Genomic DNA, 22986 nt, shown 5'->3' with positions numbered 1-22986 from the left:
CTGGCCACTGCTCGCGCCTACACTCAGGTCATGCGGCGTTGCCGCGGATCTTGAGGACAGCCCATGGGCAGTGCGAGCACGGCGCCCCGCGTGGAAGGCGACATCACCGCGCGGGAGCGCCCTACACCAGAACAACAAGAGCTTGCGTCGCTGGGACTCAAGGTGGCGGCCAGCCGCCACCCCAAGGCCGAACAGGCGGCTCGTGAGCTGCATCACGAGCTCTATCATCCCGACCTGGGTTTCGTGCTGTTCTTCGTCAGCGCCGAATACGCGCTGGACCCCCTGGCCCAGGCCCTGGAGTCGACCTTCGGTGGGCTGCCGCTGGCGGGTTGCACCACGGCGGGCGAGATCACCCCGCTGGGGTACGAGCGCGGGTCCATCGTCGCCATCGGGTTCGATCGCCGTCATTTTGGTGTGGCCACCACCCTGCTCGAGGACCTCGAGAGCGTCTCCCTGATCGACGCCCAGCGTCGGGTGGAGTCGCTTCTGGCCACCGCCAGGGGGCATCTGGATGGCGAGGCCTTCGCGCTGACCCTGCTCGATGGGCTGTCGGCCAGCGAAGAGCAGGTGCTGACCACTCTGGACGCTGCCCTGGGGGGGATCCCGAGCTTCGGTGGCTCGGCCGGGGACGACAACCGACTGGCGCATACCCACGTGTTTGCCGGTGGGCGCTTTCACAGCGCGGCGGCGGTGGTGGTGCTGATCACCACCCACCATCCCTTCGAGGTGTTCTCGACCCATCACCTGGCGGCACGCCGTGACAAGCTGGTGGTCACCCGCGCCGACCCTGCGGGCCGGCGCGTGCTGGAGCTCAATGCCCTGCCGGCGGTGGACGAGTACGCCCGGCTGGTCGGGGTTTTGCCAAGCGAGCTCGATGAGGGCGTGTTTGCCCGCCACCCGTTGGCGGTCAAGCTGGGCGACGCCTACTACGTCCGCTCGATCCAGCGTGCCAACGCCGACGGTAGCCTCAGCTTCTACTGCGCGGTGGAGACCGGCATCGTGCTGACCGCCATGGCCGGCACGCCGATTCTCGAGGCCCTCGACGATACCCTGGGGGGCCTTCAGCGCCGACTGGGGCGACCTCAGTTGATCATCGGCTGTGACTGCTTTCTCAGGCGTCTGGAGTTCGAGGCGCTCGAGCAGATCGACGACGCCTCCGAACGACTTTCCAAGGCCTCGGTGGTGGGCTTCAACACCTACGGCGAGCAGCACCACGGCATGCATATCAACCAGACCTTCACGGGGGTGGCGATTGGATCTGGTCGGTGAGCCAAGGCAGGATCGCGCCAGCAGTGCACTGGAACAGGAACTGCTGGAGGAAAACCATCGGCTGCGCCGGATCTGCCAGGCGCTGATCGAGCGGGTCGAGTCCGCCGGGGCGGGCGGGGCACCCTATGGTGCCTTCGAGCACGCGGTGCTGCTCGCCGAGCAGGTGCGCGAGCGCACCGAGACCCTGCACCGTACCCTGGATGAACTGGCCGAAACCAATGCCCGTCTGGAGGAGGCCCGGCGCGACGCCGAGGCCGCCAATGCCTCCAAGACCCGCTTCCTGGCGGCGGTCAGCCACGACCTGCTGCAGCCGCTCAACGCCGCGCGGCTGTTTGCCAGCGCCCTGGAAGTGCGAAAGTTGCCTGAAGAATCCGGTCGTCTGGTGCAGCGAATCGATCGCTCGCTCAGCGACGTGGAATTGCTGCTGGGGACCCTGGTCGATATCTCGCGACTGGATGCCGGGGTGCTGACCCCGGACGTGGCCCCCTTCGCCGTCTCGCAACTGCTGGATGCGCTCGCCGAGGAATTTCGTCAGATGGCCGGCGCCCGCGGGCTGGCGTTTCGCTATGTGCCGAGTTCCGCCTGGGTCGAGTCCGACCTGGCGCTGCTGGCCCGGGTGATTCGCAACCTGATGTCCAACGCCGTGCGCTACACCGAGTCGGGGCGGGTGCTGCTCGGCTGTCGCAGGCGGCGGGTAGGCCAGCAGTACTGGCTCGAGATCCTGGTGGGGGATACCGGTCCGGGCATCGACGAGGCTCGCCGTGACGAGATATTTCTGGAGTTTCGCCGCGGCAACGCCGCAGCCCCGGGGCAGGAGCGCGGGCTGGGACTGGGGCTTGCCATCGTCGATCGCATCGCCCGCCTGCTCGATCATCCCATTACCCTCAATAGCCGACCCGGCCAGGGCGCCCAGTTCTCGGTAAGCGTGCCCTGCGCTCGCCCGGCGCGTGCGGTGGCCCCGTCGGCCTCGACCCTGCAGCAGGCCGGCACGCGTCAACTGCAGAGTACCGAGGTATGGGTGCTGGACAACGATCCCGCCATCCTCGAGGGCATGAGCGCGCTGCTGGGTGGCTGGGGATGTCGGGCGCGCCTGGCGTCGCGAGTGGTTGAACTGGAACAGAGCCTGGCCGAGCGCCACGAGACACAGGGCATGGATAGGCCGTCGCCAACGGTGGTGATGATCGACTACCACCTGTCCAGCGACGAAGAAGATGGCCTGGCGCTGGCGCAGCGCCTGGCCGGCTCTCATGTAGACCTGGCCCCGATACTGATCACTGCCAACCACGACGCCGAGATCAAGCGGCGTTGTCGTGAGCTTGGCTTCCCCTGTCTACTGAAGCCGCTGAAGCCCCTGCGCCTGCGTCAGGCACTGATACACCTGCTCGACGCCGGTTGAGCCGTCTTGCCTTGGTCAGCGAGACGTTCTGCCTTCTAGCGCGCCCGCCGCCTGGCCAGGCAGGCCAGCAGGGTGGGCTCGTCGGCTGCCAGGATCGCCTGGACGCGGCTGCCGACGCCAAGCTTCTTGAGGATCGCCGAGACGTGGGTCTTGACCGTGGTCTCTGCGATATCGAGCTCGCGGGCGATGACCTTGTTGGAGGCGCCGCGAATCAGCAGGGACAGCACCTCGAGCTGCTTGACCGTCAGTTGCTCGAGTGCGCCTGCATCGGCTGGACCCGTCATCCCCTGTGTCGCCCCCTGCGTCACAGGCGGGGCACTCGAGGCCTCGGCCGGGCGGCGCATGATCTCGGCGGGCAGATAGATCTGGCCGTCGAGGATCTGCTTGATCGCCGCCAGCAGGTCCGGGCGTGGCGTGGACTTCGGCAGGTAGCCGATGGCGCCCAGATCCAGGGCGCCGAGCACCGTGGCGCGCTCGCTTTCGGCCGACAGCACCGCCACCGGCACCGCCGGAAAGGCCCGGCGCAGTTCGCGCAGTCCGTCCAGGGCCGAGGCGTCGGGCAGATTCAAGTCCAGCAGTACCAGGTCGACGTCGTCGTCGGCGTCGAGGGCGCTGGTCAACGCGGCGAAACAGTCCGCCTCGCGCAGCTCGGTGCCGGGCAGGCCCGATTGAATGACCGCGGCAATGGCGTCGCGAAAGAGCGGGTGATCGTCAGCCACCATCAGGCTGTGCATGTCTGGCGTCCCGGTTGTCTGTGTCCTTGGTCGGTCTCCTACCGAAGGAGGAGGCGCTCTCCTGCCAGGGCAGTATGTCGCAAGCCAGGTTCCTGACCAAGACTGGAGTGGCAGACAACTACAACATCCTTTCCAAGGAGACACGCCATGATCTACGCCAACCCCGGACAACCCGAAGCCGTGGTCAGCTTCGACGAGCGCTACGGCAACTATATCGGCGGCGAGTTCGTCGCCCCGGTCAAGGGCCAGTACTTCGACAACGTAAGCCCGGTCAACGGCCAGGTGTTCTGCCAGATCCCCCGCTCCAGCGCCGAGGATATCGACAAGGCACTGGACGCCGCCCATGGGGCAGCGCCGGCCTGGGGGCGCACCTCCGCTGGCGAGCGCAGCAATATCCTGTTGAAGATCGCCGAGCGCATCGAGGCCAACCTGGAGGCGCTGGCGGTGGCCGAGTGCTGGGACAACGGCAAGGCGGTGCGCGAGACCCTGAACGCCGATATTCCGCTGGCGGTGGACCACTTCCGCTACTTCGCCGGCTGCATTCGTGCCCAGGAAGGCACCGCCGCCGATATCGACGCCAACACCGTGGCCTATCACTTCCACGAGCCGCTGGGCGTGGTCGGCCAGATCATCCCCTGGAACTTTCCGCTGCTGATGGCCACCTGGAAGCTGGCCCCGGCGCTGGCCGCCGGCAACTGCGTGGTGCTCAAGCCCGCCGAGCAGACCCCGGCCTCGATCCTCAAGCTGATGGAGGTGATCGGTGACCTGCTGCCTCCCGGCGTGGTCAACGTGGTCAACGGCTTCGGCGCCGAGGCGGGGGAGGCCCTGGCCACCAGCAAGCGCATCGCCAAGATCGCCTTTACCGGTTCCACCCCGGTGGGCTCGCACATCCTCAAGTGCGCTGCCGACAACATCATTCCTTCTACCGTGGAGCTTGGCGGCAAGTCGCCCAACATCTACTTCGCCGACATCATGAACGCCGAGCCGGAGTTCATCGACAAGGCCGCCGAGGGGCTGGTGCTGGCCTTCTTCAACCAGGGTGAGGTATGCACCTGCCCGTCGCGGGCGCTGATCCAGGAGAGCATCTACGAGCCGTTCATGGCCAAGGTGATGGAGCGGGTCACCACCATCAAGCGTGGCAACCCACTGGACACCGAGGTCCAGGTCGGCGCCCAGGCCTCCAAGGAGCAGTTCGACAAGATCATGTCCTACATGGACGTGGCCCGGGAGGAAGGCGCCGAGTTCCTGACCGGTGGCAACCAGGCCAAGCTCAATGCCGATCTGAACACCGGCTACTACATCGAACCGACGCTGCTCAAGGGCAACAACAAGATGCGCGTCTTCCAGGAAGAGATCTTCGGCCCGGTGGTGGCGGTGACCACCTTCAAGGATGAGGAAGAAGCCCTGGCGATTGCCAACGACACCGAATTCGGCCTTGGCGCCGGCGTCTGGAGTCGTGACATCAACGTGGCCTTCCGCATGGGGCGTGGCATCCAGGCCGGTCGCGTATGGACCAACTGCTACCACCAGTATCCCGCCCACGCCGCCTTCGGCGGCTACAAGAAGTCCGGCGTCGGTCGCGAGACCCACAAGATGGCACTCGAGCATTACCAGCAGACCAAGAACCTGCTGGTGAGCTACGACACCAATCCCCTCGGTTTCTTCTAAAGGGAGTCGATCCGGGCCCGGTACCACCGGGCCCGGGAAGCTTCACCCCAGCGGCCTGACGCCGTTTGACTCTCAGCGCCGCGACCGTTCACCGGGTGTCCCCGGACACCTTTCTCCTCTGTACCGTCCTTCCTTGATAGCGGGCGGACAGAGACCCTTTTTGCCCGGATCAGGGCAAGGAGCACAACAATGCAAAGCACCATGGAAGCCGCCGTCGTTCGTCAGTTCGGTCAGCCCTTGACCCTCGAGGAGGTCGAGGTGCCGCGTCCCGCCAGGGGCGAGGTTCTGGTCAAGATCGCCGCCTCCGGGGTCTGCCATACCGACCTGCACGCCGCCCACGGCGACTGGCCGGTCAAGCCCAACCCGCCATTTATTCCCGGACACGAAGGCGTCGGCGAGATTGCCGCGGTGGGTGAAGGCGTCAGCCACGTCAAGGAAGGCGATCGGGTGGGGATTCCCTGGCTGTACAGCGCCTGCGGCCACTGCGAGCACTGCCTGGGCGGTTGGGAGACCCTGTGCGAGTCCCAGCAGAACACCGGCTACTCGGTCAACGGTGGCTTCGCCGAGTACGCCATCGCCGACGCCGGCTTCGTCGGCCATCTGCCGAGCAACGTCGGCTTCGTCGAGATCGCCCCGGTACTTTGCGCCGGCGTCACCGTCTACAAGGGCCTGAAGATGACCGATACCCGCCCGGGGCAGTGGGTGGTGATCTCTGGCATCGGTGGTCTTGGCCATATGGCGGTGCAGTACGCCGTGGCCATGGGCCTGAACGTGGCGGCGGTGGACGTGGCCGACGACAAGCTGGAGCTGGCACGACGGCTCGGCGCCACGGTCACCGTCAACGCCTTGAAGGAGGACCCGGTGGCGGCGATCAAGCGGGACATCGGCGGCGCCCATGGGGCCCTGGTCACGGCGGTCTCGCCGAAGGCCTTCGAGCAGGCCCAGGGCATGGTCCGGCGCGGTGGCACCATCGCCTTGAACGGCCTGCCGCCGGGAGACTTTCCGCTTCCGATCTTCGATACCGTGCTCAATGGCATCACCGTGCGTGGCTCCATCGTCGGTACCCGCCAGGACCTTCAGGAGGCGCTGGACTTTGCCGGTGAAGGCAAGGTCAAGGCCACCGTCTCCACCGACCGTCTGGCCAATATCAACGACATCTTCGGCCGCATGATCGATGGCAAGATCGAGGGCCGAGTCGTGCTCGATATGCAGGGCTAGGTTGACTGAGCAGCGGCGACCGATACAGCAGGGCGGCGACACCGGGTGTCGCCGCCCTGTCATATGCATGTGATGTCCTTGTCATCCTTGCCTACGCTGGTGTCGCGGCACCATCCATGGCATCTCGAACCCGCAAGGAGCCGACCGCATGAGTACCGACCATCACGTTCCTCTGGCCCTGGAGGCCGTCATCTTCGACTGGGCCGGGACCCTGGTCGACTTTGGCTCCTTCGCCCCGACCCAGGTGTTTGTCGAGGTGTTCGCCGAGATCGGTGTGGCCGTAAGCCTCGACGAAGCCCGCGGCCCCATGGGCATGAGCAAGTGGGACCATATCCGCGCCCTGTGCGATCTGCCCGACATCGCCGAGCGTTTTCGTCGGGCCTGTGGCCACTCGCCGAGCGACGAGGACGTCGACGTGCTCTATCGGCGGTTCATGCCGTTGCAGGTGGCCAAGGTGGCCGAGCATTCCGCGCCGATTCCTGGCGCCCTGGAATGTCTCGCGGGGCTGCGTGGAAGAGGGCTAAAGATCGGTTCCTGCTCCGGCTATCCCGCCGAGGTGCTGGCGCCGGTGCGCCGTGCGGCGCGCCAGGCGGGGCTCGAGGTGGACCACGCCGTCGCCGGTGACGAGGTGGTGCGCGGGCGACCCGGGCCGGCCCAGGCGCTGGCCAATGTGGTGGCGCTCGGTATCGGTGATGTGGCGGCTTGCGTCAAGGTCGATGATACCGCTCCCGGCATCGAGGAGGGGCGCGCCGCCGGCATGTGGTCGGTGGCGGTGACCGATACCGGCAACGCCATGGGACTGGATCTCGAGGGTTACCAAGCGACCGCGCCGGATGCGCTCGAGCGGCGCCGGCGCCACGTAGCCGAGCGACTGAGCGCCTGTCGTCCCCATTACCTGATCACAAGCGTCGCCGAGCTTGACGGTGTGCTGGATCAGATCGCGGCTCGGCTCGCCAGGGGAGAGCGGCCCCAGGCCTCGTGAAGGTCAGCTCGTGGAAAAAACGGACAGGTCGAGTGCGTGGCTGTGTCCCAGCCAGATGACGCCCTGGGTATGGTCGAAGAGGTCGTCGTCGGTACCCAGATGCACGAAGATGTCCAGCTCGCCTCGGTGGATGGCGAGCCAGGGCACGATCTCGCCGAAGGCCTCGGCCGCGAAGGATAGCTGGCAGCTCCAGCGCGGATGCGGCCCCACCGGTTGTTGATGAAAACGCCCCACCTGAACGGCAAAGCGCGCCTGGCATTGCTCGGCCAGGGTCCTGGCCTGGGCAAGCCCTTCGGCATCGTCGTAGTAGAGGTGGGCGTGGTAGTAGCGAATCTGGTCGACGTCGGGCATGGGACTCTCCTGGGCGCTCTGCTGATGACGTCGACAAGGATCGCGTCCCTGGCGATGCATGGCAATCGCGGTGTCACGCCCGCCTGCCCACCAGCGTTACATACCCAAGCGGCGGCCCTGGGGCCGCCGCTGTCACTTGCTCCGGCGTCGTCGGTGACGACCTTGCCGGGTCACGCTCAGGGTTCCTGGGTCGTGCCCTGGGGTGGCTCGCCGATAAAGCCCGGCATGGCCGGCGTCGGCGTGCCCTGGCGGGCGATGGCCAGGAACTGCAGGTGGCGCTCGTACTCGCCGAGCACGTCATCGATGACCTGACCCCGGGTGTAGCCATTGAGGTTCTGACCCACGCCGCCTTCGGCCAGATGCACGTCCAGGCGCAGGTAGTAGTCATCGTCCGCCGGCAGGAAGCTCGGCGTGCGCATGCGATGGGGGCGGACCTGGTAGACAAAGCTCTGCATCGCCTCGAAGTCCACCTGCAGGGTCAGCCGCGGCAGCGGTTCGCCCTCGATCTGCTCTTCGCTCAGGGTGGCCGACTGGCCGCGACGCTCGAGCTCCTCGACGAACTGTTTCAGGCCCGGGCGCAGGGCGTGCTCCATGGTCGACTCGGCACCGGCGCGGTTGGAGGTGTCCAGCGCCCGATCCAGGCGTTCCTTCCAGTTGCCGCCTTCGCCGCTGGCCGCGACCAGCTTGCGCGCGTCGGCCTTTTCCTTCTCGGTGCGCAGGGCCCGGGCCAGTCCCACCATGATGGCGAACATCACCAGCGAGAACGGCAGGGCGGTGATCACCACCGCGCTTTGCAGGGCGTCGAGGCCGCCGGCCATCAGCAGGGCGATGGTAATCAGGCCGATCACCGCCGCCCAGAAGATGCGCAGGCGGATCGGCGCGTCGTGGTTGACGTCGCGCAGAATCGAGGTGAAGTTGGCCAGCACCAGGGCGCCGGAGTCCGCCGAGGTAACGAAGAACACCACTCCGAGCAGGGTGACCACCGAGGCGGTGACGCCGATGTAGGGGTACTGCTCGAGGAAGGTGTAGATGGTGGTCTGGGGAGTGGCCAGCGCCTGCTCGCCGAGCACCGCCAGGCCGTCATTGGCGACCATGTCGATGCCGGCGTTACCGAAGATCGACATCCACGCCATCATGAAGCCCAGCGGAATCAGCAGGGCGCCAAGGGCGAACTGACGAATGGTGCGCCCGCGCGAGATGCGCGCCAGAAACAGCCCGACGAAGGGCGTCCAGGCGATCCACCAGCCCCAGAAGAAGATGGTCCACCAGCCTTTCCACTGCTGGGCGTCGCTGCCGGCGAAGGCGTAGGTGTCGAAGCTCTTGCCGACGAAGCCACTGAGATAGTCGCCGACGTTGAGCACCAGGGCGTTGAGCAGCGCCAGGGTGTCACCCTGGAACAGCACGAACAGCAGCAGGGCGGCGGCCAGCAGCATATTGAACTCGGACAGCCGGCGAATGCCCTTCTCGACGCCGGTGACCACCGAGATGGTCGCCAGGATCACCACCAGCACGATCAACACCACCTGGGTCGACAGGCTTTCGGGTACGCCGAACATGAAGCTCAGGCCGTAGTTGAGCTGGATGACGCCGATACCGAGGCTGGTGGCGATGCCGAACACGGTGGAGATCACCGCGGTGATATCGACGGCATTGCCTATGGGGCCGTAGATGCGCTTGCCCAACAGCGGATAGAGGGCGCTGCGGATGGCCAGCGGCAGGCGATGGCGATAGCTGAAGTAGGCCAGGGCCATGCCCATCAGCACGTACATGCCCCAGCCGGTCAGGCCCCAGTGGAGGAAGGTCTGGGGCACCGCCTGCCTAAGGGCGGCGGCGCTTTCCGGGGCCATGTCCGGGGGCGTCAGATAGTGCGACAGCGGCTCGGCCACGCAGAAGAACAGAAGGTCGATGCCGATGCCTGCGGCGAACAGCATCGAGGCCCATGACAGCAGCGAGAACTCCGGGCGCGAGTGGTCCGGGCCGAGGCGAATGTTGCCGACCCGGGACAGGCTGATGACCAGCACGAACACCAGATAGGCCACGGCGGCCAGCATGTAGTACCAGCCGAAGGTGTCGTTGACCCAGGCAAGACCGCTGTCGAACAGGGCACCGGCCCGTTCGGTGAAGGTCATGGTGAAGAACAGAAAGACCACGATGCCGGCTACCGCGCCGTGAAAGACGACGGGGTTGAGGCGATCGCGGGAGGCGCTCTCGTGATGTGACATGCACGTGCTCCCTCGAGGATGAAGTGAGACAGAGCCTGCCCGGCGAGGCTATCGCCGTTCTCCACGATGCCATCCTGGCATCCTGATGCTGCTTCCGTGAGCGTTACGCCATTTTGTTAATTGACCGACCAATTAACAAAATGATGATGGCGGAGTGGCCGAGTCGTGGCTCGGCACCTGTTGGCGGCTCTTGCGAAGGGTCTGGGCGACCCACCGCGGCCAGGGGCGCGCGGTTATTTTATTGATTGAACGTTCAATAAAATACAGAGATGGGGAGCATCTTTCAACCCGAGGGGGAGAAACGGCGGGCAGGGGGCGCACGAAAACGCCATGCCCGAGGCTCGGACATGGCGTGTTGGTACAGGGCTTTCTGGTCCCCCGGAGCAGCGCCTATGGCCGAACCGGTGGCGTCAATATCAGGCCTCGGGGGCGTGATGCTTGTCGTGACCATGAGCGCGGTGCTCACCCGGACCACCGCGGGGGTGGTCGCCGTGGCCCGGCATCATGGTGTGCTTCAGTTCACGCAGCTGGCGCTCGTCGAGGATCTCGGCCAGCTGGTCACGGGTGGAGGACATCAGTTCGCGCCAGGCGTCATGACGGGCTTCGGGGTTCTCGAAGTCCTGGGCCTTCAGCGCTTCGGCGCCTTCCTTGAAAGATTCGCGAGCGGCGTTGAAGGCGTCGCGCTCGTCGTCGGACAGCTCCCACTTGTCGACCAGGGCGTTGATGCGCTCCTCGCGCAGCTCGTGGCGGGCACGTTCGAGGGCGGCGACACCGTCTTCACCGAGGATCTCCATGCGCTGCTCGCGGAAATCGTCGTTGAGTTCCTTGACCTCCTGACGGTGCTCCATGGCGGCCTGCTTCAGGGCTTCGCGGGTCTCGGCGTCGATGCCGGCGCGGTCAAACAGCTCGGCGCGCATCTCGCCCCCTTCGTGGCGCGGGCCTTCTGGGCGGTCGGGCGAGGCTGTTGCGGTCATGGCGACCGGCAGCAGGGCGGCAGAGACAGCGGCGGACAGCAGGGCCTTGCGGGCAAATGTCATTTTCATGGGTCGACTTCCTTCAGCGTTGATGCCTCGTCACAGGACGTGGCGTTATGGCGGGCGATGCCCTTGTTGACGTGATCCATCTTGACCCTGGCTCGTGCAAGGCTGATGCAGCCAATGTGCAGAGAAGCGGCAAGCGCAGACGAGTTCGTGCAACGCAGGGTTCGAATTTTCGATGGGGGAGTAGAGCAGCGGCCGAGGAGTCGGCGCCGGTGAAATTTTCTTCAATACCGAAGGCCGTCATCGCGTCAGCCTGAAACGCCATCCTGTGAGGCATGTGTGATGACGTTTTCTCTGGAAGAACTGCTGGCGATCTTCGCCTTCTCGCTGGTGGCCTCGATATCGCCGGGCCCGGTCAACCTGCTGATCCTGTCCACCGGAGTGGGTCACGGCTGGCGCCGAGCGATGCCCCTGGTGGTGGGTGCCAGCGGCGGTTTCACCCTGCTGCTGGGCCTGCTTGCGGCGGGGCTCGGGAGTGTCTGGCTGGCGCTGCCCGGGCTTCAGTGGCTGGTGCGGCTGGCGGGCCTGAGCTTTGTGGCCTGGCTGGCCTGGCGCCTGTTGACGGACGCAGGCGACTGGGGCACGGACCAGCGGCGTGAACCGCCGGGTCCCGCCACCGGCGCGCTGATGCAGTGGCTCAACCCCAAGGCCTGGATCGCCTCGCTGGCAGGGTTGGGACTGTTTACGGCGGGACGGGGAAGCGTCGATATCGCGCTGTTCACCCTGGTCTGGGGCAGCGTCTGTCTGGCGAGCGCCATCGGCTGGGCGTGGCTCGGTGGACACGCCCGGGGCTGGCTGTCGTGCGAGGCAAGACGGCGGGTTCTCCAGCGCCTGCTGGCGGCCTTGCTGATTTGCAGCGGCGCGCTGATGCTGCTGTGAGGCAGCTTGCGGCCACCGGTACGACGGTCAGGCGCGCTGCTTAAGGTGCTGAATCTGACCCTTCAACGGGCCTGGCATCTGATCTTGCATATAACCTTGCATCTGATCCTGCATATGACCCTGGATATAGTGCCCCGGGGTGGTGGCCAGCAGCTTCTTGAAGGTGCGCTGCAGGTGCGCCTGGTCGGCGAAACCGCAGTCGTTGGCGACCGCAGCGATGGGATCGCCCCGTCGCAGTCGTTGCCTGGCATGACGCACGCGCAGGTCGATCAGCGCAGCATGGGGGGTGGTGGCATAGTGACGTCGAAAGCCCGAAATCAGGCTGGTGGCGCGGCACTCGGCGGCGGCGCAAAGATCGTCCAGGCGCAGCTCTTGCTGCCAGTCGTCGTGAAGCCGCTCCCAGGCGCGCACCAGTCGCTCGGGAGGCGCGCCATGTTCTGCCTCGCCTTGCGCCGGCAGGTCGAGCAGGCCTGTCAGGCGCTCGGCGAGCCGCTCAAGCACGGTCTCGCGCTCAAGCAGGCTGGCATCCCCATCGGCAAGGGCGTCGGTGGCGACGCGAATGGCATGGTGAAGGTGGGCGTCTTGCGTCGTCAGTGCCGAGAACACCGCGCCGTCGTCGCCGTCGAGGCCGCAGCGCTCGGTCAGCCAGGCGCTGTCCAGGTAGAGCATGTCATAGCCCCAGTCTCGCTCGCTCAAGGCGTTGCAGGCGTGGACGTCGCCGGGGTTGATCAGCACCACGTCTCCCTGGCGCACCTCAAGGGTACGGTGGCGGTTGAGGAAGCTCGAGTGGCCCTGGACGATCGCGCCCAGCGAGTGGGTGTCGTGGCTGTGGGGCGCGTGGCTTAGCCGGTGCCCGCCCCTGACTCGGCGCGCCTCGACCTGGGGCATCCGCGGGTCGCGCAGATAGCGGGAAAAGGTGGCAGCGATCCTGGGGGGCATGACGGTCTTCCTGGCAAGACGCGGTGGCTGCGTCGAGGTCTTCACTCTCGTCGATCCTGAGATGCCAGGCAAGAGACGCCTGCGCTGGATCAAGGGAGAGGGGAGTTTGTCAGGCATTTTTGGCGTCGCAACCCTTGGCGAGGCCAAAGCCTGATAGCCGTCAACGAGGCCCGCGGGGGGCATTGTTAAGGTCTGTCATCTTTTTTCAAGGCGCGCTGTCAATTCGACGAACGGTCAGGGGGACTTGGCTCGGCGTCGGACAGCAGCGTCACCTCAGACATCGAGATCCACATGACAGACACCGTGACGTCCACCCGGGAGGCCGGCGAGGCCCCCAGCTATCGCGAGATGCACCGCGATGCCAGCGAATTTGCCAGCCGTTCCGACTACCTCGAGCATGAACTCAAGATCATGCGTCCCCGGCGCTATGGTCTCAATCTGATCGGCCGGGACTTCCACTTCGAACTCGAGGACCTGGTACCGGCGATTGCCGGCACCATCGGCATCATCGCCATGTACTCGGCGGTGATGATGTCCTGGGCCAATGGCCTGTCCGCCGCCTGGCCCGATGTCACCCTGGGGCGCGAGTTCGCCATCGCCGTCTCGCGCCTGGAGATGCTGCTGCCGGTCCTGCTGTTCTGCGTGCTGGGCTCGGGTATCTTCAATCCGCGTGCCAACCTGGCCGGCAATCACGGCCCGATGATTCCGCTGATCGCCAGCATGGCCCTTGCCGGTGCCCACCCGCTGGCCCTGGCGCTGTGGATCGGCGCCTTTGGCCTCGGCCTTTCCTGGGTCAAGGGCGGCTCGCGCCTGGTCAACCTGACCTCCCAGGGCACCGCCGGTGGCCTGCTGATCTTTCTCGGCTTTTCCGGCGCCATGAGCCAGATCGGCAGCCTCAAGGCGTGGGGCATGGGGCTCGAGGGCGAGATGGGTTACGTCGCTCTGGTGGTGCTGGCGGTCAATATCCTGCTGTACGCCGTGCTGGCGCGGCTGGGCAAGCGCTGGCTGGCGATTCCCGCCTGCGCGGTCACCGGCCTGGTGGTGGCGCTGGCGCTGGGTGCGGGCTTCGATCTCGAGTTCACCACCGAGACCGGCCTGCCGCCGCTCAGCCCCAGCTACTGGTGGGGCAGCACCGACCAAGGCTGGATGCTGGGGCTGCCGAACATGCAGCACTTCATCGCCTCGCTGCCGTTCGCGATCCTGGCGGTTGCCATGTGGTCACCGGACTTTCTCGGTCATCGCATCTTCCAGGAGATGAACTATCCCAAGGGGACCGATCGGGTGTTGATGGACGTCGACGACACCATGACGATGTGCTCGCTGCGTCAGGTGGTCGGCACCGCCCTCGGCGGTGGCAATATCACCTCGTCCTGGGGCACCTACATGATCCCGGCGGCCATCGCCAAGCGGCCGATTCCCGCCGGCGCCATTTTGCTGGGGCTGTTGACCATCGCCATCGCCATCCTCGGCTTCCCCATGGATGTGGCGGTGTGGCCGCCGGTGATGTGCGTGGCGCTTTTGGTCGGAGTCTTCCTGCCGATGCTGGAGGCCGGCGTGCAGATGATCAAGGAAAGCCGCGACGCCCAGGCCGCCGGCGTTTGCCTGTTCGCCGCGGCGGTCACCAACCCGGTGCTGGCCTGGGCGGTGACCATGCTGCTCGACAACAACGGCTGGATCGGTGATCGCGAACGCGCCACCCGGCTGTCGCTGGCCGACCGTCTGATCATCCCCGCCTCGGTGCTGGCGGTGTGTCTGTTCGCCATGCTGGCGGTGGGCATGTTCGAGGGACAGTACGGGATTCCCGCGCTGTTCTAGATCGAGCGCAAGTGCCATACGCAAGAGGCCGCCCTTGGGCGGCCTCTTGCGTTATCGGTGAGTCGGTCGAGACACTTAGCCGACCGGCTTGCTTGGTGCTGGCGACTGAATCTTCGGGCCTGCCGTCAGTCGAGGCGAAACAGATAGAGGGGGCTCTCGATTACGGCCATGGCAGCGTGACAGAGGGCACAACGTGATATATGGCGGCCCCCCTGAGTACGGTGCTTGACTCGCCTCTCCACGCAAGTGGCCCGTCCACCGGCAGGTATGGAGAGGCGCGCTCAGCAAGCGATGGCCTGAATGCCTTTTTTCTGGATGACTGCCAGTAGCCTCAGCGCGGGCCCTCCAGGACGCTTCACGCCGCGCTCCCAGTCTGAGACCAGGTTCTTGCTGACGTTGAGGTAGCGAGCGAAGACAGACTGAGAAAGATTTTCGCGCTCGCGCAGCGCTCTGATGGCGTCGGGGGAAATCATTTCTACAGTGGTGAGGCAGCTCTCATCGAAGTCGCGCATCGTTTGCTTGTCGACGGCGCCTACCTCGTGCAGAGCTTCCATGGTTTCATGGATCGCCGCCATCGCTTCGCTACGGTATTTCTTCGCCATCGTCTTCCACCTCCAAAAAATGCCCCTTATGAATCAACTCGACCAGGTGCTCTTCTGACAGCTCGAGGATGTGTTGGGCGGCCCGTTTGAACGCAACCTTTTCCTCGTCGCTGATATTGCTCTGTTGGCTCTTGGCGAAGCCGTAAACGAAGAAGGCTCGGTGTGCCTGGCGGTAGAGGATGATCGTGCGGTAGCCGCCTGACTTGCCTTGCCCGGGACGAGCCACCCGCTGCTTGATCACGCCTCCGCCCAGGTCAGCATCGATCAAGCCCCGTTCCGCTCGCTGGATAGCGTCGCGCAGCGCGGCGGCGTCAAGTTTCTGCTTTCTGGCGAAGCGTTCAAACCAGGCGTTCTTGAAGATCCTCACCGGCCGTGTCCTTGCCATTCGTAGTGTACTACATAGTGTGACATCATGCGGCCCGCAGCAACTGTCCTGCCTGCAGCAGGGCGTTGCAGGGCAGTGTCTCCTTTTCGATGCATAAGACTCGGGGCATCAAGCAGAAAAAGGGAAAGGCAGCGCGGCCGGACGATGTCCAGCCGCCGAGGGACTGCTGCCGGGGGACGGCTGCCATCAGAGGCAGCCCCGGGGATCACTCTTCCGGCTGGTACTTGTAACCGACGCCGTAGACGGAGCGGATGATTTCTCGCTCGGGCCAGATATCGGCGATCTTCTTGCGCAGCTTCTTGATATGGCTGTCCACGGTGCGCTCGGAGACGATGCGGTGGTCGCGGTACATGTGATCCATCAACTGCTCGCGGGCGAAGATTCGACCCGGCGAGTGCATCATCACCTTGAGCAGCTGGAATTCCACCGCGGTGAGGCCCAGGTCCTGTCCGTCGGCCAGGGCGCGCCAGCCGCTTTCGTCCAGCACCAGGTCGTGATTGGCTTCACTGTCCTGCTGGTGTGCCTGGCTGCGGCGCAGCACGGCCTTGACCCGGGCGACCACCTCGCGCGGGCTGAACGGCTTGCAGATGTAGTCGTCGGCACCCAGTTCGAGGCCCAGCAGGCGGTCGACCTCCTCGACTCGGGCGGTCAGCATCACCACCGCGATATCGGGCCAGCGCTGACGGATCTCGCGGCACAGGGTCAGGCCGTCGGTGCCAGGCAGCATCAGGTCCAGCAGTACCAGGCTGGGGCGCGACTCGGCCTCGCTGAGGTAGCCGACCACCTGGTCGCCGTGGTCGATATGGTGGGTGGCGTAGCCGCTGCCCTCCAGGTAGTCCGCCACCAGACGGGCGATCTTGGGTTCGTCCTCGACGATCAGGATGTCGTCGAGACTGGCGTCGGTGTCGTTCATTCATCGTCCTCGTGCTGCTGATGGTCCGGCAGGGCCGGAAAACGCAGGGTCCAGCATAACCCGCCAAGCTCGGAAGGGGAGGGGCGCATGTCGGTGTCGTGGGCGCGGGCCAGGGCGGTGGCGATGGACAGCCCCAGGCCGCTGCCGCCGCTTGAACGGTTGCGCGAGCCTTCCACCCGGTAGAGGCGTTCGGTCAGCCGCGGCAGTTCGTTGACCGGCACCCCGGGGGCGCTATCTTCCCAGCGCAGCACCCAGTCGTCGGCCTCACGCCGCAGCGATACCTTGAGTCGCCCCGGCGCCTGGGTGTAGGCGCAGGTATTGTCGATCAGGTTGTTCCATAGCTGGCGCAGGCGCTGCAGGTCGCCGCGAATCCACGCCGGGCCCTGAATATCGTGCTCGAGGGTCAGGCCATGATCGGCAAGCCAGCCCTCGGCTTCGTCCAGCCGGGTGGCCAGTTGCTCGCCCAGGTCCAGCGGTGCGAGCTGGACTTCCAGCGCGCCGGCGTCGCTCTGGGACAGCAGGCGCAGGTCGGCGACCAGGCGCTCTAGCTGGCCGACCTCCTGGGACAGCGAGCGCAGGTTGTCCTGGTCGAGGGCGCGAATGCCGTCCTGCATCGCTTCGATCTCGCCGCGCAGCACCGCCAGTGGGGTACGCAGCTCATGGGCGATGTCGGAAACCCAGCGGGTACGTGCCTCGCGGCTGGCTTCCAGGGTTTCCGCCAGCACATTGAAGTCGTGGGACAGGCTGGACAGCTCGTCGCGACCGCGCTCCGGCAGGCGGATGCTGTAGTCGCCCTCGGTCAGCCGGCGGGTGGCCAGTGCCATGCCGCGGGCGCGTCGGCCCATCCACCAGGACAGGGCGGCGGCCAGCAGCAGCGAGGTCAGCGCCAGGGCGATGACGATGATGGTCAGGTTGCGTTGCTGCTGGGCCAGAAACAGCCGGTCCATGCGTGCCATTAACTGCTCCGGCGGGCGATAGCCCAGGGTGCCGACCTGGCGGCCCGCGCTCATCACCGGCAGCCAGCGCAGTTCGGCGGCCATGTCGTCCTTGTCCGGGGGCAGGCCGATCACCGGCAGGCCGCTTTCGTCATGGAGCACGAAGTCCCTGGGGTCGCCCAGGTCGCCTTCGATGCTCATCGGCGGCAGGTTGTCGCCGGGCCAAAGCTGGCGGCGTACCAGGTGGTGCCAGGCGCGCGGCGACTGGCGCAGCCACTGCCAGTTCTGGCGTCGCGCCCAGGCCTCGCCGAGGCCTTCCGCCAGGGTCTCGGCGCGCTGGGTCTGGGAGCGGTCGAGGTACTCGATGAAGCCCTGGTCGAGGCTGCGCGAAATCGCCACGAACACCAGCCCGGCGATGGCCACATTGACCACCAGGATGATGACGAAGAGCTTCAGACCCAGACGTGAGAAGGCCGGGCGAAACAGGCGTTTCGCGGACATGCGACGATTCCTTGACCGAAATGGCGAAAAAGATGAACACAGCATGCCATCGTCGGCGCCAAAAAGGCGCCAATAACGGTGAAACCTTTGTGCAGCCTTCGCCGACGGATGAGTCGAGCGTTCACCTCAGTCCGTAGCGGTCATACCGTCAGGGACAGCTTTCCCCGATCAGCAGTCGCGTTCCCAATAGGCGGTTCTCGGCGGGTTCCAGACACAGCACCATGCGCGCGGCGACGCGCCCCTTCTCGATGCTGTCCTGGCGCACGGTGGTCAGTCGTGGGGCTCGGTACTGGCCTTCTTCGATACCGTCGAAGCCGGTCAGGCGCAGGTCCTCGGGGACGCGGATGCCACGCTGTTCGGCCAGGGTCAGGACGGTCAGGGCGATGCGGTCGGACATGCACAAAAGCAGATCCGGGCGCTGTTCTGCCGGCAGGTCGAGGATCTTCTCGATCACCGGGGCGCAGACCGCGTGGGTGTTCTCGTCGATGTTCCACACCGGGACGCCGCTGGGGTCGATGTCGTGTTCGTCCAGGGCGCGGTGGAAACCGTCCAGGCGCGAGCGGGTGATGGTGCGATGGGCATCGAGGCAGCGATGCTCGGCACTCACCGGGCCATTATAGGATTCATCGATCAAGCGCAGACTGAGGATGCCGACCCGCCGTGGACGTTTTTTCAGTGCGTGGCAGGCGATGGCGTAGCAGGCCGGTTCGTTGTCGATATGGACGGTGGGGCGGGCATCGATATGGAAATCCACCCCGACCAGTGGACGCTGGGCCGGCAGCTCGTTGATCAGCCGATCCCCGGGCATCAGACCATAGACGACAAAGCCGTCGGCCATGCTGGCGGAGCCCGGGTGACAGAGTGCGTCGGCGTGACGGGGAGATTCGGGCTGACGTCCCGACAGCAGCAGCAGGGTGTGCCCGTGGGCGTCGAGCACCTCGGTGATGCCGGTCAGAAGCTCGCTTGAAACCGCGTCGTTGAGGCTGTAGGTCAGTGTCTCTGCCAGCACCACCGCGACGATGCGGGACTGCCCGGTGCGCAGGCTGCGGGCCCTGGCGTCGGGGCCGCGGTAGCCCAGGCGTCGGGCCTCCTCGAGGATGTGCTCTCGCAGGGCGCGAGACAACTGATCGGGGCGATTGAAGGCGTTGGAGACGGTGGCCGTAGAGACCCCAAGTCGCTGGGCCAGATTCTTCAGGGTGATGGGGCGGTCCTCAGGATTCACCACGGGCTTGTCTTCCTTGCTGCGTGCACTCGACAGCATAAAGCGCTGGGCCACCGGGCGTCACGGCTTGGCAGCACAACCGGGCATCTTATTCCAGCATCACAGCGCTACCGAAAAGCGCTGAATGAGTGGTTGTCGTGACCCGGCATCAGAGTGCTTCCATAAAGCGCTGAATGAGTGGTTGTCGTGACCCGGCATCATAGTGCGACCAAATGAGTGGTTGTCGTGATCCGGCATCATAGTGCGACCAGAAACAGAATGAGTGGTGGTGACAGCAGCGACAGGATAAAGCCGCTGACCACGGCGATGGGCACGCAGCGCACGCCACCGTGTTGCTGGATCACCGGCAGGGTGAAGTCCATCGATGTGGCGCCGCCATAGCCGATTGCCAGGGGCGCGTAGCGTCGCATGACCAGCGGAATCAGCACGAAGGCCAGCAGTTCCCGGGTCAGGTCGTTGAAGAAGGCGACGCCGCCCAGGGCCGGCCCCAGGTGTTCGCCGATCAGAATACCGGACAGCGAGTACCAGCCGAAGCCCGAGGCCATGGCCAGGCCCTCGTTCCAGGCGAGCCCGAGCATCGGTGCCGCGGCGAGTCCACCGATCAGCGAGCTTGCCGCCAGGGTCATGGCGATGAACAGGCCATGACGATTTAGCAGGATCTGTTTGAGCGGCATGCCGGAGTTGCGCAGCTGGCAGCCGATCAGCGTCAGCAGTACGTAGAGCACCCATTCTGCCAGGTGTTCCGCCAGCTCGAAGGGCGTCGTCCCCCAGCGTCCCACCAGCATCAGCCCGATGACCAGCCCTGCGATCACCACCCCGACCAGTGACAACGAACCCGCCATGGCCGCCAGCTTGCTGGTCGGGGCGCCGTCGATCACGCGTTTTTCGCCAAGGTCCAGGCGCAGTCGACGCGACAGCCACCACAGGGCGGCCAGGTTGAAGGCCGAGATGACCACGAACAGCAACAGCGCCTGGCCGCCCATGCGCGACAGCTGAGTGCCCAGGTCGGGCAGGCCCGCCAGGCTCACCCCCATCAACAGCAGGATCAGGTAGATCGATGCGCTGACGCCGCGATTGATCCAGGCCATGACGCTTGCGCGGCGTACCGGTACCAGATAGCCCAGCACCAGCGGCAGCAGCACGATCAACAGACCGGTGAACATGAACGAACTTCCTTGCTCGATGGAGGCGGTGCGTGTCGGTCAGGCACCGCATCGATGAGTTGCTGCGCTCGTGAGCCCGTCCGTCGAGGATGAGCAGGACAAATCGGTGGTCAACGGCGCGACCAAAAGCGCAATACTCTATGCAAGTTTCACAAGGGAGAAAAGACGACCAAAGCGTCAGTGGTCGGCAAGATCGGCGCCATACCCCGGACGTCGACAAGGCATCCTGGCAACGAGCCGTCGGCCTCGGCGGGGCGGAAGGCCGGATGGTGGTGAGGCAGGGCGGCTGAACAAGCCCCTGACCAAGCGCGCAAAAAGGCGCCCGAGGAAGGGAGAGACGGAGCAGCTTCAGTTGTTGGAAGTGGTCAAGGAGGTCAGGCTCAGCCGACTGACCCGCTCGCCGCGTTTGATGTAGTCCACCCCCAGCAGCAGGCCGGGCAGGTCCGGGTGGAAGGCCACGACCATGTGGCGGTCGTCCTTGCCGGGCTCGACCAGGCGGACCCGCAGGGCGTCCACCATGCGCCCGTTCACGTCGATGGCGGCGGTGGGCAGAGGGCTTGCGACCAGTGTCTCGATGTCGCCCTTGTGATCGAGATAGTGAATCTCGCAGCCGCTGGCGCAGCGCTCTCGCTGGACGCTACGTGACAGATCCACCAGTGCGGTCTGACGGTCGGGGTGACGCAGTAGCTGACGGTTGTCCAGTCGGTAGCTCTTGCCGATGCCCAGCAGACGATAGCCACTGGAATAGCCCAGCGCACGCAAGCCGTCGCCGTTCTCGGCGAAGCGCGCGGTTTCCTGACCTTCGGCGATGGCCACCTGGGCGCGCATGTCGCTGCGCCAGTGATCGCCTTCGCGGTACACCCGATGATGCACGGTGGCATCGGGCCAGCCGTCCACCGACAGGTGGTAGCGGGCATCGAAGCTGGCCATCGATGCGGCTTGTGCTGCAAACGGCAGCAAGAACAGTAGCCATAGCAGCCCCGCCGCGAGGCGCGGGCGAAGAGACGGCGAGCGGTAGGCGATGGAGTTGCTGGGCATAGTAGCGTCCGCTGCTTGAGTGGCATATGGAAACGAGCTGTCACCTTGGGAGGCCGGTGCGGCCTGAAGGTTCCCCGGCGGGCTGGCAGAAGCGCGGTCCAGTGGTTACGCTGCATTACAGCATGGTCGCCATCATGACCCTGCGCCGCCCCTCAATGACCAAGGAGTTTGCCACATGGCACGTTTGCTGCTGCTCGCGGGAGATTTTGTCGAGGACTACGAAATCATGGTGCCCTTCCAGGCGCTGCAGGCCATGGGGCATCGTGTCGATGCGGTGTGCCCCGACAAGAAGGAAGGCGACAAGGTCAAGACCGCCATCCATGACTTCGAGGGCGACCAGACCTACACCGAAAAGGCCGGGCATCTGTTCGCGCTCAACGAGACCTTCGCCGACATCACTCTGGCCGACTACGACGCCCTGGTCATCCCCGGTGGGCGAGCGCCGGAGTACCTGCGCCTGGACGAGCGCGTGCTGGAAGTGGTGCGCCACTTCGTCGACAGCGAGAAGCCGGTGGCCGCTGTCTGCCACGGCGCCCAGCTTCTGGCGGCGGCGGTGTCACTGTCAGGACATCGTATCTCGGCCTATCCCGCCTGCGCCCCCGAGGTACGCCTGGCGGGTGGCAAATTCGTCGACATCGAAGTCACCGACGCCATCACCTGCGGCAAGTTCGTGACCGCGCCAGCCTGGCCCGCGCACCCGGAGTGGCTGCGCCAGCTCAACGAATTGCTGTAGGCCCGCCAGTCCGGCCCCTTCTGGCCTGGGTACAGGCCCAGGCCAGGAGTGAGGCCAGATCCCTTGGAAACCCAACCGTTGGGCTCTTGGCAGAAAGCCACTTGACGACGACTAGACGACTGGTCTAGTGTCTGGGGCATGACAACCAAGGCTCCCACACGTGACCTGTTGATACAGGTCGGCATGAACACCTTTGCCGAGCACGGCTATACGGCGACGGGCATCAATACGGTGCTCAAGGCTGCTGGCGTGCCCAAGGGTTCCTTCTACCACTATTTCTCCAGCAAGGAGGCCTTCGGCCTTGCCGTGGTCGAGGTGTTCGCCGAAGACTACGACGAGCGCTTCCAGGCGCTGCTGGTGAATTCCCACGACGCCCCCGTTGCGCGCCTGCGCCACTATTTTGAAGACGTGCGCCAGGCGATGGCCGAGTGCGGCCACACCCGGGGTTGCCTGATCGGTACCCTCGGCCAGGAAATGTCATCCCAGAGCGATTGCCTGCGCGATGCCCTAGACGCCATCTTCAAGCGCTGGGAAGGCTACTTCACCAGCTGCCTCAAGGAAGGCCAGGCCGACGGCAGCGTGCGTGACGACATCACGCCCCAGGCCATGGCGGCCTTTATTCTGGCGGGCTGGCAGGGGGCGCTGCTGCGCTCCAAGATGGCCAGAACCTGTGAGCCACTGACCGAATTCGAGAATACGTTACTGGCCTGTATCAAACGCTAACGCATCGAGGTGAAGGCGTGGCAGGGTGGGTCCTCGATTCCCCTGCCGTTTTCTTGGTCCTAAGTAATAATAGACTGGTCTATAAAAGCCTCTATTTTTGTACAAAACTGCTTGATATGTGATGCATGAGTTGTACGGTAAGTGCTGAACATTCGCTAAAACGTTAGTCGAACACCTTGGGCAGCCGTTGGCGACGAGCCAACGAAGCGCCAGCCACCGTGCAGCCGTGCATCCTCGCTGAGGCCGCAGCGCCTCGTG

The 22986-nt window shown here is 65.3% G+C and carries 21 protein-coding genes; 9 read left to right on the top strand and 12 right to left on the bottom strand.

Annotated elements, in window-relative coordinates:
- Positions 1–63: 63 nt before the first annotated feature.
- Both nosP and NFG58_RS16150 read left to right on the top strand, forming a co-directional pair.
- A complete protein-coding gene (gene nosP, locus NFG58_RS16155; RefSeq protein ID WP_348826976.1) occupies positions 64–1269 on the top strand; it encodes a nitric oxide-sensing protein NosP in 1206 nt (401 codons plus the stop codon).
- Positions 1253–2665: a hybrid sensor histidine kinase/response regulator gene (locus NFG58_RS16150; RefSeq protein WP_348826975.1), complete on the top strand. Its 1413-nt coding sequence runs from the start codon at positions 1253–1255 to the stop codon at positions 2663–2665. Before nosP ends, NFG58_RS16150 begins: the two co-directional genes overlap by 17 nt.
- Before the next feature lie 35 nt (positions 2666–2700).
- On the opposite strand, the gene NFG58_RS16145 is transcribed toward NFG58_RS16150, so the two are convergent.
- Entirely contained in the window at positions 2701–3399 is a 699-nt protein-coding gene (locus NFG58_RS16145; RefSeq protein ID WP_108132455.1) for a response regulator transcription factor, read from the bottom strand.
- Positions 3400–3546: 147 nt separating this feature from the next.
- Here NFG58_RS16145 and NFG58_RS16140 point away from each other — a divergent pair, with 147 nt between their 5' ends.
- The 3 genes from NFG58_RS16140 to phnX all read left to right on the top strand — a co-directional run bounded on the left by NFG58_RS16140 (position 3547) and on the right by phnX (position 7267).
- Positions 3547–5067: an aldehyde dehydrogenase family protein gene (locus NFG58_RS16140; RefSeq protein ID WP_348826974.1), complete on the top strand. Its 1521-nt coding sequence runs from the start codon at positions 3547–3549 to the stop codon at positions 5065–5067.
- A 189-nt stretch (positions 5068–5256) separates the two neighbouring features.
- Positions 5257–6285: an alcohol dehydrogenase AdhP gene (adhP, locus tag NFG58_RS16135; RefSeq protein WP_108132457.1), complete on the top strand. Its 1029-nt coding sequence runs from the start codon at positions 5257–5259 to the stop codon at positions 6283–6285.
- A gap of 148 nt (positions 6286–6433) precedes the next feature.
- Positions 6434–7267: a phosphonoacetaldehyde hydrolase gene (phnX, locus tag NFG58_RS16130; RefSeq protein WP_108132458.1), complete on the top strand. Its 834-nt coding sequence runs from the start codon at positions 6434–6436 to the stop codon at positions 7265–7267.
- Positions 7268–7270: 3 nt separating this feature from the next.
- On the opposite strand, the gene NFG58_RS16125 is transcribed toward phnX, so the two are convergent.
- From NFG58_RS16125 to NFG58_RS16115, 3 genes are all read right to left on the bottom strand, one after another.
- Positions 7271–7618, bottom strand: a complete 348-nt coding sequence (locus NFG58_RS16125) for a DOPA 4,5-dioxygenase family protein (protein WP_181248601.1) — start codon at positions 7616–7618, stop codon at positions 7271–7273.
- Between the two features lie 176 nt (positions 7619–7794).
- Positions 7795–9840, bottom strand: coding sequence for a choline BCCT transporter BetT (gene betT, locus NFG58_RS16120; protein WP_108132460.1), 2046 nt, complete (start codon positions 9838–9840; stop codon positions 7795–7797).
- A gap of 416 nt (positions 9841–10256) precedes the next feature.
- On the bottom strand, positions 10257–10883 hold the full coding sequence (locus NFG58_RS16115) for a hypothetical protein (protein WP_108132461.1): 627 nt from the start codon (positions 10881–10883) through the stop codon (positions 10257–10259).
- Between the two features lie 279 nt (positions 10884–11162).
- On the opposite strand from NFG58_RS16115, the gene NFG58_RS16110 reads away from it, so the two are divergent.
- Positions 11163–11759 (top strand): LysE family translocator, encoded by a 597-nt coding sequence (locus NFG58_RS16110; protein WP_348814729.1) that lies wholly within the window; start codon positions 11163–11165, stop codon positions 11757–11759.
- A gap of 27 nt (positions 11760–11786) precedes the next feature.
- On the opposite strand, the gene NFG58_RS16105 is transcribed toward NFG58_RS16110, so the two are convergent.
- Positions 11787–12698, bottom strand: a complete 912-nt coding sequence (locus NFG58_RS16105; RefSeq protein WP_348814728.1) for an AraC family transcriptional regulator — start codon at positions 12696–12698, stop codon at positions 11787–11789.
- A 291-nt stretch (positions 12699–12989) separates the two neighbouring features.
- Here NFG58_RS16105 and NFG58_RS16100 point away from each other — a divergent pair, with 291 nt between their 5' ends.
- Entirely contained in the window at positions 12990–14513 is a 1524-nt protein-coding gene (locus NFG58_RS16100) for a DUF3360 family protein (RefSeq protein WP_348814727.1), read from the top strand.
- A gap of 281 nt (positions 14514–14794) precedes the next feature.
- On the opposite strand, the gene NFG58_RS16095 is transcribed toward NFG58_RS16100, so the two are convergent.
- The 7 genes from NFG58_RS16095 to NFG58_RS16065 all read right to left on the bottom strand — a co-directional run bounded on the left by NFG58_RS16095 (position 14795) and on the right by NFG58_RS16065 (position 21272).
- A complete protein-coding gene (locus NFG58_RS16095; protein WP_108132465.1) occupies positions 14795–15115 on the bottom strand; it encodes a DNA-binding transcriptional regulator in 321 nt (106 codons plus the stop codon).
- Positions 15096–15482: a type II toxin-antitoxin system RelE/ParE family toxin gene (locus NFG58_RS16090; RefSeq protein ID WP_348814726.1), complete on the bottom strand. Its 387-nt coding sequence runs from the start codon at positions 15480–15482 to the stop codon at positions 15096–15098. Before NFG58_RS16090 ends, NFG58_RS16095 begins: the two co-directional genes overlap by 20 nt.
- A 223-nt stretch (positions 15483–15705) precedes the next feature.
- Positions 15706–16413 carry a response regulator gene (locus NFG58_RS16085; RefSeq protein WP_045994066.1) on the bottom strand — a complete coding sequence of 236 codons (708 nt, stop codon included), beginning with the start codon at positions 16411–16413 and terminating at the stop codon, positions 15706–15708.
- On the bottom strand, positions 16410–17849 hold the full coding sequence (locus tag NFG58_RS16080) for an ATP-binding protein (protein WP_045994065.1): 1440 nt from the start codon (positions 17847–17849) through the stop codon (positions 16410–16412). The genes NFG58_RS16085 and NFG58_RS16080 overlap by 4 nt, the downstream gene beginning before the upstream one ends.
- Positions 17850–17997: 148 nt before the next feature.
- A complete protein-coding gene (locus NFG58_RS16075; RefSeq protein ID WP_348814725.1) occupies positions 17998–19125 on the bottom strand; it encodes a LacI family DNA-binding transcriptional regulator in 1128 nt (375 codons plus the stop codon).
- A gap of 182 nt (positions 19126–19307) precedes the next feature.
- Positions 19308–20234 (bottom strand): lysine exporter LysO family protein, encoded by a 927-nt coding sequence (locus tag NFG58_RS16070; protein WP_222515956.1) that lies wholly within the window; start codon positions 20232–20234, stop codon positions 19308–19310.
- Positions 20235–20582: 348 nt separating this feature from the next.
- Positions 20583–21272: a hypothetical protein gene (locus NFG58_RS16065; RefSeq protein WP_045992038.1), complete on the bottom strand. Its 690-nt coding sequence runs from the start codon at positions 21270–21272 to the stop codon at positions 20583–20585.
- Between the two features lie 175 nt (positions 21273–21447).
- On the opposite strand from NFG58_RS16065, the gene NFG58_RS16060 reads away from it, so the two are divergent.
- Entirely contained in the window at positions 21448–22005 is a 558-nt protein-coding gene (locus NFG58_RS16060) for a DJ-1/PfpI family protein (protein WP_222515955.1), read from the top strand.
- 138 nt (positions 22006–22143) lie between these two features.
- On the top strand, positions 22144–22728 hold the full coding sequence (locus tag NFG58_RS16055) for a TetR/AcrR family transcriptional regulator (protein ID WP_108132469.1): 585 nt from the start codon (positions 22144–22146) through the stop codon (positions 22726–22728).
- Positions 22729–22986: the final 258 nt, after the last annotated feature.

This window comes from Halomonas sp. RT37 (genome assembly GCF_040070525.1).
Lineage (GTDB): Bacteria > Pseudomonadota > Gammaproteobacteria > Pseudomonadales > Halomonadaceae > Halomonas > Halomonas litopenaei.
Note: the sequence above shows the minus strand (reverse complement) of the source record. Positions and strands in the feature narration are given on the sequence as shown.